Source organism: Myxococcus virescens, assembly GCF_900101905.1.
In the GTDB taxonomy this organism is placed as follows: domain Bacteria; phylum Myxococcota; class Myxococcia; order Myxococcales; family Myxococcaceae; genus Myxococcus; species Myxococcus virescens.
Genome location: NZ_FNAJ01000001.1, coordinates 1,381,318 through 1,393,648, shown reverse-complemented (window position 1 = coordinate 1,393,648; position 12,331 = coordinate 1,381,318). Strand labels below are relative to the sequence as shown.

Here is a 12,331-nt window from a genome sequence, read left to right as displayed (position 1 = left end):
TGCCTCGCCTGGGGAGGGGTCAAGGGGCGGCGGGGCCCTTCACGCGTTCGACGAAGGCGTCGATGAGCTGCCGGGCGATGCTGAGCTTCGGCGGGATGCGCGGCAGGTTGTCCGGGCTGAACCAGTGGGCCTCGGAGATTTCCTTCTGGTCCACGGTGATGTCGCCGCCCGCGTACTCGGCGGTGAAGCCCACCATCAGCGAGCGGCCGAAGGGCCACGGCTGCGAGCCGAAGTAGCGGATGTTCTTCACGTCGATGCCGACTTCCTCCTTCACCTCGCGCGCCACGCACTCTTCCAGTGACTCGCCCGGCTCCGTGAAGCCGGCGAGCGTGCTGAACATGGGCTCTGGAAACTGGGCGTTGTGCGCCAGCAGCATCGTGTCGCCGCGGGTGATGAGGACGATGATGGCGGGGGCGATGCGGGGATAGAAGGGCGTCTTGTCCACCGGGCAGCGGCGGGCGCGCTCCCCCGGAACCAGATGGGTGGGTTCTCCGCAGCGGCCGCAGAAGCGGTGGGTGAGGTCCCACTCGACAATCGCGAGCGCGCGTCCCGCCACGGCGAAGCGGGCGTCATCCACTCGCTTGAAGAGCGAGCGGGCGGCGACGGCCTTGTAGCCTTCCGGCGGGACGAAGTCCTGGGTGAACCCCGCCGCGTAGCAGTCCAATCCGTCCAATGCTCCCAGGTAGTGCGCGGCGGCGGCGAGCTCTGGGAAGGCCGCGCCGGTGGGAATGGCGACGCCGTCCGCATGCTCCTGGACGAGCACGTCCATGCCCCGGGCGAGGAAGAGCAGGGCGCCCTCGCGGGGCCGGTCGGGCGGGGTGTGGTCGGGGACGAAGCGGGGGGTGGCGTTCACGGGGCCACACTAACGGGCCCGGGCCGGGTGTGCAGGCGTTGCGTGCGCTTCGGCCCTGGGGCGGTGGTGGGCTCAGCGGTCCTTCTGGATGAGCTCTACCTTGTAGCCGTCCGGGTCCTCGACGAAGGCGATGACGGTGGTGCCGTGCTTCATGGGGCCGGGCTCGCGGACCACCTTGCCACCGGCCTTCCGGATGGCCTCGCACGTGCCGTGGATGTCACTGACGCCCAGGGCCACGTGGCCGTAGGCCGTGCCGAGCTCGTACTTCTCGACGCCCCAGTTGTACGTGAGCTCCAGGGCGGGGTGGGTGTCCTCGGGGCCGAAGCCCACGAAGGCCAGGGTGAACTTGCCGTCGGGGTAGTCGTGACGGCGCAGCAACTTCATGCCGATGACCCGGGTGTAGAAGTCGAGCGAGCGCTCGAGGTCACCGACGCGGAGCATGGTGTGCAGGATTCGCATGCGGGCTTCATAACGCCATCATCGCGTCGCGTCATGCGTCCCCGCCGCCCGCTGTCCGATGGGCTCAGGGCTTTTCCTCGGACTGTGCCTTGGGCGGCACCGCGAGTGTGCCCACCTCGACATGGGATGACGTCAGCGCCTTGCCGTCGGCGCCCCGTCCGCCGATGCGTGAGCCATCACCCCCGGCGTGCCACAGGCCCACCAGGACCTTTCGCTCGCCCGCGTCCCAGTCCTTCGTGGACACCGAGAAGGCATCCCGCAGGAGCGTGTCCCGGGGTGCCTCGGCGAAGAAGTAGGTGCCGCCCAGCACCGGGTGGTCCGCGTTCTTCCGCTTGCTGCCCGGCGGGCCGGGGAAGTGGACGAAGATGCCCGCGGAGCGAGGCACCGGCCCAGTGACGCGCCAGTAGAGCACCAGGTGGAGCAGCCCCTCCGCGTCCGGCGCCAACGGTATCTCCGCGCCCACCAGCTCCACCGGCACGTCGAAGCGTGCGTCCACGGGCTTCGCGGTGGGCGGCAGCGCCGCCACGCGCATCGGCGAGCCATCCGCGTTGAGGGGCACCGCGCGCGCCAGCGGCTCAGGTGACGTCGCCAGCAGCACGCCCCAGGCCACCAGCGGCACACACGCCACGCCGATGGCCGCGGGCCCCAGCCGCCCACGCAGCCGCCAGGCCACGAAGCCCAGGCCCAGCCACGCGAGCGCGGAGACCAGCGCTCCGCCCAGCCCGGAGCGCGGCAGGAAGCGCAGCACCACGCGGTGCGTCCCTTCCGCCACGCGCACACCGAGGAGCCCGTCCTGGGACACCACCTCGCCCTCCGAGGACTTCCAGCCCGGGTGCCAGTTCTGGTTCACCAGCAGCACCGTGGGGCGCGTGGCCGTCACGTCCACCGTGACGCGGTTGGGGGTCCACTCCACGCGGCGCGCGGTGCCCGCGGAGGCGTCCTCCAGGTACTCCTCCTGGGGCAGGTCGCCCCGCAGGCGCTCGGACATGGGGACAGGCCACGCTTCGCCACAGGCGATGGAACCTCGGTTGAGCGCCAGGAAGTAACCCTGTGCCCAGCGGTTGCCGCGGGCCTGGGCGAAGGGGCGCTCCGCCTCCTCGGGAACGGGGCCGGGCGCGGGCACCATCTGCGACCAGCGGCTGAGCCGGTCGAAGGCGCGCACCTGGAAGCCCCAGCCCACGGCGATGACGACGCAGGCCACCACCGCGGCGGTGGGCCACCAGGATGTCGCCGTGCGCGCGGCCGGCACGCGCCACACGCGGACCAGCAGCACGGCGAGCCCCAGCGCCACCAGCTCCGCCAGGAAGAGCCCCGCGGGCACGAGGAAGCGCTCCGGATAGCGCAGCGTTCCGAAGACGGGCAGCAGCCGCAGCGCGCCGAACAGCGAGGGCACCGCGGCGTAGCCGGCCGCCATCCACACGCACAGCGCCGCCAGCACCGCCGGGTACAGCGCGCGGCGCCAGGCCCACGCGGCCAGCGGAATCAGCGCGAGCACCGCGGGCGCGAGGAAGAAGTTGCCCGGGTCGCTGTAGCCGGAGCTCGCCGGCATCTGGAGCAGCATGCGCGCCAGCTCTTCGGCGGAGTTGCCCGGCGTGCCCGCCATGATGCGAGGCGCCGAGCGCATGGTCTCCACCAACGGCCACAGCCGGAACGCGCAGGCGCCCAGGGTGAACACGGCGGTGGCGCCCAGGGCCCACAGCGCGGACTTGCGCCGCGGCGTCCCGCGCAGTCCGTACAGCGTGCGCCCGGACTCCAGCGCGACGAAGAGCGCGCCCATGGGCACGGGATACGTGCCGCCGAAGCCCAGCAGCACCGCGAAGGTGCCGGCCACCACCGCGGCGCCCCGGAGATGGCCCTCCGCCGCGCGGCGCGTGCCCCACAGCAGCCAGGGCAGCAGCAGGAAGCCCGCGAAGTTGAGCCAGCCAATGGACCACGACAGCGCGGTGAAGCCCGCCAGGCCGAACAGCGGCGCCGCGCCGAGCGCCCCCAGCGCGGAGCCCACGCGCCGCCGCGCGTAGTGGAAGAAGCCCTCCATGCCGAGCACGAGGAAGGCCCAGAGCAGCAGCGGCTCCGCTGGCCGAGCGCCCATGAGCGCGGACACGAGCAGCGTGGGAGACGCCACGCGCGTCTGCGGACTGCCCAGCGCGTACTGCCCGCCGCAGGCCCACGGGTTCCACAGCGGGAGCTGCCCGTAGTGCGTCACCGTGCGCGTCCCCGCGTCCTCGTACGAGTGCAGCAGGTGCGCGTCGCGGAAGTCGTTCATGCCCCCGGCCTGCTGTAGCGGACGCCAGGCGGCGGCCAGCGCCAGCGCGGCGAACAATGCCAGCCGCACGCTGGTGAGGGTGGCGGCGCGGTGGGCGAAGCGGAGCAGCCTGCGGGGAGGAGGCATCATGGGCGGAGGGCGCCGGAGCTCAGTCGTAGAAGGGGCGGGGCTTGCAGGGGCTGGCGGTGGCCTTGCGCGGGGGCAGCACGGGCTGGCCGTGCAGCTCCTCGTCGATGGCGCCCAGGACGTCCGTCACCGGCACGCGGCGGCGGCGGGCCTCGTCCAGCGCCCACTGGCGCTCGGACGCGCCGAAGTCATCGTCCTGGGACCAGCGGTCGCCGGGGAAGGACTGGCGCGACTTGCGGCGCCACTCCGGCTCCTGGCTCGCGGCGGCGCGGCCCACCAGCTTGCGCTCGGCCGCGGTCAGGGTGCGTTCGCGCGGCGGCAGCTCGGCCGTGGAGGCGCGCACCACCGCGATGGCACCGCACAGCGCGAAAGCCAGCCATCCGACCTGTGCCGTTCGACGCCACCTTGCACCCATGAGGGCGCTCTACTCCAATTCAGCCCCGGCCGTCCTCATCCGCGTCGGCGTCCAGGCCATGCGGATCGGCGAGCACCCGGCGCGCTCGCTCCATCAGCTCCACCACGATTTGTCCGGCGGGCAGCACGCTCTCGATGCGCGCCATGCTGGCGCCGCTGGCCGGCATGGCCATTTCTTCCAGGTCCCCCTCGGTGTCCGGGGTGGGCACGAAGGCGCTGTGCCGCGGCACGTCGACAAGGGGGCCGCCTGGGGTCCCGGGGAACAGCCGGGTGGTGCCGACGCGCTCCGGTGTCGCCATGGGCATGGGCACGCGGCCCTCACGTCCCGTCCACTCGCGCACCACGCGGTTGCGCAGCACGCGCATGCGATGACCCGGCCACTCCCGTCCGAAGACGGTGGTGACGTCCGTGTCTCCCGCGTCCCCATCGACGATGCGCTGCTTGTAGGCCGGGTGGGCATGCGCTTCCACGGAGGCCACCATGCGCGTGCCCACCCAGACGCCGTCCGCGCCATGGAAGAGGGCGCGCGCCGCGCTGAGCCCGTCGGCGATGCCGCCCGCGGCCAGCACTGGCACCGAGTCCGTCAGCGCGCGCAGCTCACGCACCAGCGCCAGGGTGGGCGTGGTGCTCTGGTTGAGGCCGGACGCCTGCCGGCCCTGGGCGATGAGCCCGTCCACGCCGAGCGACAGGGCCTGCCGCGCCATGTCTCCCGAAGGCGCCTGGCCCCAGACCCGGATGCCCGCGGCCCGCAGCGCCGCGACCCACTCCGAGGGAGGCAGGGCGCCGTGGAAGGAGACGACGGGCACGCGCCGGGCGATGCACACCTCGATGTGCTCGCGCGTGGTGGAATGCCGGCCCTCCCGCTGGGCCATGAGGAAGTTCACGCCGAAGGGGCGCCGCGTGCCTGCCTGGATGGTCTGGAGCCGGACATCCAGGACGTCCGCTGGTTCCGGCGCGGCGCCGAGCATGCCCACGCCGCCGGCCTCCGACACGGCGATGACCAGCGGCGGCAGCGACACGAAGGCCATGCCGTCGCTGACGAATGGATAGTTCACCCCCAACTCACGCGTCAGCCGCGTGTGCAGGGTGTTGCCTTCCAGGACATAAATCGGAGGCCGCCGGGGCTCAGGACTCGAGTCACTGCGCTCGTCGTCGGGCTCGGATTCACGAGAAGAGGGCGGGAAACGTCCATCATTCGCTCCGTTCATCGGGTCTCCTGAAGCTGGCGGGCTCTTCGGCTTCTCCAAGGTTACCAGCAACCCTCTCGACCTAGAGGCGGGGAGCGGAAGAGGGCCTTCCAGGTTGGTTGCCGGGTAACAGCCGCGCGCCGGGCTTGGTGAGAGTACGGGACATGAACCCGGGGGGGAGGGCAATGGCAAACCCCAGGCAGGACGTGCTGTTACCCGCTATTGCCTTGAGCGCACGCCGGTTCGTTGTGCCGCCCTATCCCGTTACGCCCCGTCTTGTCCCGTTCTCGGCCCCGCTGGAGGGGCACACTGGGGACACATGCGGCCCACCGGGGGCAACCCGCTCACGGACGCGCGCGGCCCGAATTCCCCAGTCTCGCAGGGCTCACGAGAAGCCCGTGGGAGCCTGACGGGAGCGTGTGCCCTGGCGAGGTGGCGCTGGCGCGGTGCTTCATGGCGTTTTCTTCGCAAGGACGGCGCAGCGGCCGAGGTGACGCCGGAGGTGTCACCCGCGACGGAGAAGATGCTGCTGGCGCATCATCCTTGACAGGGCAACGTGCGGAAGCAGTGCAACGCTGGACGAGGCCGCCAGGGGGCTCGGCATCGACGCGCCCACACACTGTGGTGCAAGCGCAAGAAGTACGAGTCCGGAGGCAAGGGCGAGGGCTGAGCGCACCGCATGGCGCGAGCAGCCCTCGCCTCGGACCGGTCTCAGCCGGCGACTCCGGCGGACCAGCGCTGCGTGAGGTACAGCTCCACGAGCTGCGCGGCGGTGAGCTCGTGCTCCTCGCCCACCGTGGTGCGCTCGGTGGTGACCCCCACCTCGGCGCCGACCACGCCGGCGTGAACCCCGACACCGATGTCACCGTTCACAGTGGTCTTGTCCTGCACGGTGGCCTTGATGTCGACCTTGCCGCCAAGCTGCGTCACCGCCTGACCCACGTCGCCGTTGGCGATGCTGGTGAACGCGCCGCTGTTCGCGATGTCCTCGAGGTTGCCGCTGATTTCCACATTCACCTCGCGGCCCATGCTCCCGCCCAGGCCGAGCGCCTGCGCGGAGCCCTGGCGCGAGTCGGTGAGCGTCACCTTCACCTCGCTCGACTGGCCCAGCTCTTGCGCGGCGCTCTTCGGGTCCCTCAGGAAGTCGTCCAGGTTGAAGTTCCCCGACAGGTCGATGCTCTGCTCCAGCTCCACCTTGAGCGACCCCTCGACTCCGGCCGAGGCACTCGTCGGCAGCGACGCGCTGGGGCCGCCCTTGCCCTGGCTCGGAACCCCCAGGCCCACGTTCGCGCCCACGTCGGCCGAAACGTCCTGCGACTGGGTGAGCGTCAGCGACGTCGGCTTGCCCCCCTCCATCTCGATGCGCGCCGTGGTGGACTGGTTGATGTCCACGCCCGCGCTCGCGCCCGCGCCGAGCACGTCCTGCAGGCCCTTCATGCCCAGCTCGCCCGCGAGGTTCCCCTCCGCGCCCAGCTCGAACTCCACCGCGCTCACATGGTCGCGCAGGCCCGCCAGCTCCGACCGCGGGTCGCCCAGCACGAAGTTCAACCCCAGGCCCAGCAGGGGGTTTTGCCCCGAGGCGCCCGACACGGCGGCGTTGGCCGCGATGATGCCAGCGGCGCGCTGGGCCTCCTCCAGGGTGTCGAACTTGTACTCCACCGTGCCGCCCGCGGTACCGAACACGCTGGCGCCCGCGTCCGCCGCCCCCTTGCCGCCCATCTTCCCGATGATGCCCGCCCCCACATCTCCGCTGGCGGAGACGGTGTAGCCCCCGCCATCCTCGGCGCTACGGCTGACGGTCAGGTCACCCTTGCCGGTGATGCCGACGGCGTAGACATCCACCTCGGCATTGAGGCCCACGGAGACGCTCTCGCCCGGCTTGAGCTGTTCCACCTGCGTGTTGAAGTTGAGCGCGTCCGTGACCGCGCCCACGGTCTTCGCTGAGTCGCGCACCGCGCCGGCCGCGCCCTGGAGGATGCCCCCGGCGAGGTCCTGGGCGAAGTCCTGCACCGGATTCTGCGCCGGCGCGTCCTGGATGGCCTGCCCCAACTGGTCCAGCCCGTTGGCCAAGTCGTCCGTCGCCTTGCCCAGCTCCTCGCCCACCTTCTGGGCCGTGTCCTTGAGCGCGTCGCCCGCCTTGGTCCTCAGGTCCTCGAAGAAGTCGCCCACCGTCTCGCGGTCCTTCTGCTTCACGTCGCGCCCGCTGTCGCCCGGCGCCTCGTGTCGCTCGAAGACGTCCTGCGTGTGCTTCTTGGCGACCGACTCAATCTGCTCCGTGGTCTTCGTCGCCGTCGCCGTCGCCTTCGCGGCTGCCTCCGCGGCCTTCTTCGCGGCTGCCTCCGCCGCGCGCTTCGCCGCTTCCGCCGCGCGTCGAGCGGCATCCGCCGCGCCACCGATGATTCCGCCGATTCCCATGGGATGTCCTGGTTGGGGCGGGCGTCCGCGTCCTCCTGCTCCTCACGGAGTGACGCGGGCACCGCTGGTTCACTGGGGTTGGGGTGGGAGCGCGAGGGGTGTCATGAAGCGAGTCGCCCGTTCGCGCGGGAGTGCGAGGCATGCCGCCCCGACACGCCCTCCTCGAGCTTCAGCAACGGCCTTCGTCCTCTGAACGCATGCGGGTTCAGCACCATGGACTGAGGCCCCCCGCGAGATGCGAGGACGTGGACCACGACATGGAAGGCTCCTGCCCGGGGGATGGGCATTCGCATCGAGGAACTTCCGTCATTTTCCTGAGGCTGCGGCGAAAGTTTCGTCGGTTCTTGAGAATTCGGCGGCGGGCCCTGTGGCTCTTTGAGCCTCCCGCCGCGGCCCAGCGGAAGCGCTCCCTTGTCCCCTCCTCGCACGGGACGGGGGCACGGCGAGGCGCGCGATTGCCGCGGCAGGGGCGCATGCGGACCGTTGGGGATCGGCCCCATTCCGAGAAGGGTCTCGGCATGTCCTGCAAGGAGCTGGTCCGCGACTGGTCTGCCCCCTGATTTTCGGACCAGTTGGAGCGTGAGAGAGTCCTCGCGGCCAGGAGGTAGGTCGGTCGTGAGAAAGAGCAGGTTTACCGAGGAGTAGATGGTCCTCGTCCTGCGAGAGGCAAAGGCGCCTGGGGCCAGCGTGGAGGAGGTGGCCCGGAAGCACGGCGTCGCCGAGCAGGTGCTCTACCGGTGGCGCCAATGCGGACGACAACTGCATCGTGACCGCGAACCCGGGACAGGCGGACCTCAATGGCAATGGATTTGGGGATGCCTGCGAGCCTGCCTCCGCCGCGACCGACTTGTCAGCGACGATTTCCGCCTCGCCATCGACGGCACAAGTGGGCTCCAACCTCACGCTGACGCTCACTGTGACAAATGGCGGAACCCGTCCCGAAGGTCAGGTCTTCCTCTCACAGGTCCTGCCCGACGGCGTGACCTTCGTCTCTGTGACGTCCTCGCAGGGAAGCTGCCAACGCAACGGTTCGGCGGTAGGCTGTGATCTGGGGGCATTGGGCGCGAGCGCCAGCTTGACCGTGACGGTGGTCTTGCAGCCGCTGAGCATTGGGAGCATCACCACCTCCGTGGAAGGCACCAGGTCGCTGGTGGACATCGGTCCAAGTCCGATGTCCACCGAGGGCTCCTATTCCGCCTGGTCAGCGAGGCCGTCGGTGAGACTGGAATCAAAGGTGCGAAGGGGGTTGAGAACAGCCGCATTGCTCCTGCTCCTCGCCGGAGGATGCCGGAGCCCATCCCTGCTCACCGACGGGCGAACCCATGAAGCCCTCCCCGGACAGGAAGCCTCGCCCGCCAGGCGCATGGGCGGAGGGCCCTGGCTGCTTCAGGTCCGCAAACAGGACTTGTGGGTCCGCACCCCTGCTGGGGACAGCGAGTACGCACTGACACGGACCGGGCGGGTGGTGGCCACCCGCCCCTACGGAAACGGGCTGGGATGGAGCGGCGTCGCCATCTCTCCCGATGGGCGCCAGGTGGCCTATGTCGAACGCCCGGAAGCGCAGGAGCACGAATCCCCGGGCCGATGGGCCCTCCTGTGGGTCGTCAATTCGGATGGCTCGGGTCGACGCATGCTGCTGGACCTTCGCGAGCACGCGCTGACTCCGGGGCCGTTCCGCGCGGGCCCCATCCTCTGGTCCTCGGATGGCGCCCGGATCGCATTCTCCCTGGAGTCCTTCGCGCGAACCGGTCCGGAGTCGCGGCCCTGCCCGCTCGCGGAGGTCCACACGGTGGAGGTGGGTTCGGGCAAGGTGGAGCGGCTCTTCGAGAGTCCAACGCACGGGATGCTCACCCCCCAAGGGTGGAGCGCACAGGGGACCGTCTCCTTCTCGCTGCTCTCCTGTGAGGCAACCGCCGAGGTCGGGAAGGACGGCCGCTTCTTCGAATTCGAGCCAGGAAGAGGCATACGAGACACGCACGCGCGCGGTGCGGTTTCCTCCGACGGGGTGCATACGCTCCTGCTGCCATCGACACCGGAAGCCGGGGTTCCCACCGCATTGCTGGATGGAAGGAAGGTGGATGCCCCTTCCGAGGTCGACACCCGACTCCTGCGCCACGTGGCCTGGATGCAGCACCAACCCGTGGCCTATCTCACGACCTACTCAGGACAGCCTCGCTCCTGCGCCTTCGACCGTGTGCCCGCGCCAGCGCTCTTCCAGGCGAACTTCGACGCGTCGCGACCGGGCATCGAGCCGAGAACGGGACTGGGTGGACTCATGGTCTTCGCGTTCTCACCCGACGACGCACACGTCCTCGCCGCGACGGTCCTGCTGCGCTCTCAGGCAAGCGAGGTGTGCTGGCCGGACACCTTCGATTCGCTCCTGGTGATGGAACGCGTCCAGTTGGAGAACAGCCCCACCCTGACCGCGCTCTCCGCTTCCAGCATCCGGCTCGACGTGCCGGCATCGCAGATGGGACCAGAGCTTCAGGGCTTCGTGGGCTGGGTGCGGTAGCACTCGAACCCACGAAGAACGCAATTTTTCGGCTCGGCCTTGCAAGTGACGCCTCACGACCATGCGCTGGTGCCGAAGGCGTCTTCGTGCCGGGGGAGGGCGGCGTGCGCTTCGAGGCGTTGCCGCCGCCCACGCAAGCACGTGCATGCCAACGACAGGCAGGGACTGGAACGGCGATGCCGCTACGGGGCGTGCGGTGCGCTGGCGCTGGAGCGGCTGTCACGAGCGGAGGACGGCCGCATCGTTATTATCGGATGAAGCGCCCGCTGCCGGACGGCACCACGCACCTGCTCTTCACCGGGCAGGAACTGTTACGGCGTGTAGCGTCCCTGGTACCTCCGCCTCGGGCAAACCTCACGAGATTCCACGGCGTCTTCGTTCCAGGCGCCAGACTGCGGCCATTTCTGGTCCCTCAAGCAGGTGCGCAGGAGGCGAGCGCGGGGCATGAGGCCGCGGCCAGGAAGGAGCGGGTGAAGGAGAGGCCACCGCGAGTGGACTTACGCCGAGTTGCTCAGGAGGACGTTCGACTTCGACGTGTTCGGCTGCGTGAGGTGTGGAGGCAGGCTCAAGGGTGTTGGCGAACGTGAAGGGGGCCCCCGGGTTGCGGGCGATTGTGGAGCACCTGGGCTTGCCCACGGCCTGTGCGAGGTGGGCCCCGGGACGAGGGCCACCCCAGGCCGTGTGGTGTTGAGGCTCAAGACAGCCAACTCCTCTTATGCGCTGTGGGGCACAGCGTCGGCTTCAACTCGCCCACCACGCTGCTGGGCAACCCCAACTGCGGGCACCTGGTCTCGGCGAGCTTCATCCAGAACCCTCATGCGCCGCCGGACACCTCCTGCCTCGCGGCGATGTCGCCGGTGCCCTTCGATGACCGTGGCGCGGCGCGCATCTACTTCGGCGCCGCCTTCACCAGCGTCTGGGACAACCCCGCGGCGCCCTGAGGACACCAGACCCGTCGTTGCTCAGGCGGGCCCGGCGACGCAGTAGACGTCGAAGCTGATGGTCGACCCCGCCCGTGCACCGCTGGGCCAGCCGATGATCCAGGACCATTCGTTGTAGCCCACGGGCGTGATGTCCAGACGGGGCCCATCACCGAGCACGACCATTCCAATCTTGGCGGCGAGGTTGGGGAGGAACCCACCGCTCGTGGCGACCGGGTAGGCCGCTGGGCACGCGTAGTGGAAGAACTGGTCGACCTGGCCGGTGGGAATGGTGAGCGTGTACCTTCCCTGCCAGCCTTTGCCGCCAGGGATTGCGTGGCTCGCGCCAGGCAGGGTCACCCCCAGGGCCACGGCCCCGGTGAGCACGAACGTGAGAAGAGAACGGCTCCTGCGGCGCGCGGCCACTTCACGGGTGCTGAATGGCGACAGGCTCATGACGACCCCTTGCGATTGATTGTTTTGCTGTTTTGGCTGACTAATCAGCTATTGGACAAGGTGCGCTTCCTTGTGTTGTCTGTCAAGCGAATGGGATTGGTTTTGGATTGGAGGGAAACGCGTACGTGATTGTGCTTACGGATGTCTCACTAGCGCGTTTCCCTGAGGTGGCGCCGTCCTGCTCACTGCATCATTTGATGTAGGGCTGGATGGTGAAGACCTGGCTGGGAGAGTCCGTGCAGTTTCCCGCCAGGTCGCACGCCCTCACGAACCAGGTGTGCTCGACGTAGGCCAGGAACTCCTCCAGGTATCGCACCGAGTCCGAATCGGAGACCGCGTACTCCTGGTCATCGATGACCACCGTGTATTGGACGCAGTGCTGGGCGTCGTAGGCGGGAACCCACTCGAAGATGTAGAGAGGATTTTCCCAGACGACTTCCTCGGGAGACGGCGCCAGGAGGAAGGGCGCGGTCGGCGCCTGGAGGTCCACGGAGAAGGACGCCCAGACGCTGCTCGTGCACTGCGCGCTGGCATCGCAGGCGGTGACCCGCCAGGTGTGGGCGCCTTCGGCGAGGTCCACTGTGGGCGTGTCCCGCGTCACGGCTCCCCCGAGCGTCACCGGCGTGCCCCCGCTCCATTCGAGGACATACGACGCGATGCCCACGTCGTCCGTGGCGGGCGCCCAGGAGAACTCGGGTCGGGGGCGGCATAGGTGCTTCCCGTGGG

At 69.8% G+C, this 12,331-nt stretch carries 11 protein-coding genes and 2 pseudogenes; 5 read left to right on the top strand and 8 right to left on the bottom strand.

Features of this window, described 5'->3' with window-relative positions:
* Window positions 1–19: 19 nt before the first annotated feature.
* From nudC to BLU09_RS05650, 6 genes are all read right to left on the bottom strand, one after another.
* On the bottom strand, window positions 20–853 hold the full coding sequence (nudC, locus tag BLU09_RS05680; RefSeq protein WP_090486517.1) for an NAD(+) diphosphatase: 834 nt from the start codon (window positions 851–853) through the stop codon (window positions 20–22).
* Between the two features lie 72 nt (window positions 854–925).
* Window positions 926–1,312, bottom strand: a complete 387-nt coding sequence (gene gloA, locus BLU09_RS05675) for a lactoylglutathione lyase (protein ID WP_090486514.1) — start codon at window positions 1,310–1,312, stop codon at window positions 926–928.
* A 64-nt stretch (window positions 1,313–1,376) separates the two neighbouring features.
* Window positions 1,377–3,704: a glycosyltransferase family protein gene (locus BLU09_RS05670; RefSeq protein WP_090486511.1), complete on the bottom strand. Its 2,328-nt coding sequence runs from the start codon at window positions 3,702–3,704 to the stop codon at window positions 1,377–1,379.
* Between the two features lie 19 nt (window positions 3,705–3,723).
* The gene (locus BLU09_RS05665) at window positions 3,724–4,116 is read right to left on the bottom strand and encodes a hypothetical protein (protein WP_090486508.1); all 393 of its coding nucleotides are present in this window, start codon (window positions 4,114–4,116) and stop codon (window positions 3,724–3,726) included.
* Window positions 4,117–4,135: 19 nt separating this feature from the next.
* Window positions 4,136–5,323: an NAD(P)H-dependent flavin oxidoreductase gene (locus BLU09_RS05660; protein WP_090486505.1), complete on the bottom strand. Its 1,188-nt coding sequence runs from the start codon at window positions 5,321–5,323 to the stop codon at window positions 4,136–4,138.
* Between the two features lie 690 nt (window positions 5,324–6,013).
* Window positions 6,014–7,717, bottom strand: a complete 1,704-nt coding sequence (locus BLU09_RS05650) for a hypothetical protein (RefSeq protein WP_090486502.1) — start codon at window positions 7,715–7,717, stop codon at window positions 6,014–6,016.
* Window positions 7,718–8,362: 645 nt separating this feature from the next.
* On the opposite strand from BLU09_RS05650, the pseudogene BLU09_RS05645 reads away from it, so the two are divergent.
* From BLU09_RS05645 to BLU09_RS05625, 5 genes and pseudogenes are all read left to right on the top strand, one after another.
* A pseudogene (locus BLU09_RS05645) lies at window positions 8,363–8,464 on the top strand (transposase); the annotation flags it as partial.
* 19 nt (window positions 8,465–8,483) lie between these two features.
* A pseudogene (locus BLU09_RS40055) lies at window positions 8,484–8,804 on the top strand (DUF11 domain-containing protein); the annotation flags it as partial.
* Between the two features lie 174 nt (window positions 8,805–8,978).
* Entirely contained in the window at window positions 8,979–10,229 is a 1,251-nt protein-coding gene (locus tag BLU09_RS05640; protein ID WP_244171440.1) for a TolB family protein, read from the top strand.
* A 176-nt stretch (window positions 10,230–10,405) separates the two neighbouring features.
* The gene (locus BLU09_RS40050; RefSeq protein ID WP_425270572.1) at window positions 10,406–10,816 is read left to right on the top strand and encodes a transposase; all 411 of its coding nucleotides are present in this window, start codon (window positions 10,406–10,408) and stop codon (window positions 10,814–10,816) included.
* 135 nt (window positions 10,817–10,951) lie between these two features.
* Window positions 10,952–11,170: a hypothetical protein gene (locus BLU09_RS05625; RefSeq protein WP_090486496.1), complete on the top strand. Its 219-nt coding sequence runs from the start codon at window positions 10,952–10,954 to the stop codon at window positions 11,168–11,170.
* Between the two features lie 21 nt (window positions 11,171–11,191).
* Here the strand turns inward: BLU09_RS05625 and BLU09_RS05620 are convergent, their stop codons facing one another.
* Together BLU09_RS05620 and BLU09_RS05615 are read right to left on the bottom strand one after the other, a co-directional pair.
* Entirely contained in the window at window positions 11,192–11,605 is a 414-nt protein-coding gene (locus BLU09_RS05620) for a hypothetical protein (RefSeq protein ID WP_090486493.1), read from the bottom strand.
* Between the two features lie 190 nt (window positions 11,606–11,795).
* Window positions 11,796–12,269 carry a hypothetical protein gene (locus tag BLU09_RS05615; RefSeq protein ID WP_244171439.1) on the bottom strand — a complete coding sequence of 158 codons (474 nt, stop codon included), beginning with the start codon at window positions 12,267–12,269 and terminating at the stop codon, window positions 11,796–11,798.
* Between the last annotated feature and the right edge of the window lie 62 nt (window positions 12,270–12,331).

Excerpts from the sequence above, each read along its gene's own strand:
- gloA (WP_090486514.1), bottom strand. The coding sequence starts at position 1,312 with ATGCGAATCCTGCACACCATGCTCCGCGTCGGTGACCTCGAGCGCTCG.
- BLU09_RS05670 (WP_090486511.1), bottom strand. The coding sequence starts at position 3,704 with ATGATGCCTCCTCCCCGCAGGCTGCTCCGCTTCGCCCACCGCGCCGCC.
- BLU09_RS05665 (WP_090486508.1), bottom strand. The coding sequence starts at position 4,116 with ATGGGTGCAAGGTGGCGTCGAACGGCACAGGTCGGATGGCTGGCTTTC.
- BLU09_RS05660 (WP_090486505.1), bottom strand. The coding sequence starts at position 5,323 with ATGAACGGAGCGAATGATGGACGTTTCCCGCCCTCTTCTCGTGAATCC.
- BLU09_RS05650 (WP_090486502.1), bottom strand. The coding sequence starts at position 7,717 with ATGGGAATCGGCGGAATCATCGGTGGCGCGGCGGATGCCGCTCGACGC.
- BLU09_RS40050 (WP_425270572.1), top strand. The coding sequence starts at position 10,406 with ATGCCGCTACGGGGCGTGCGGTGCGCTGGCGCTGGAGCGGCTGTCACG.
- BLU09_RS05620 (WP_090486493.1), bottom strand. The coding sequence starts at position 11,605 with ATGAGCCTGTCGCCATTCAGCACCCGTGAAGTGGCCGCGCGCCGCAGG.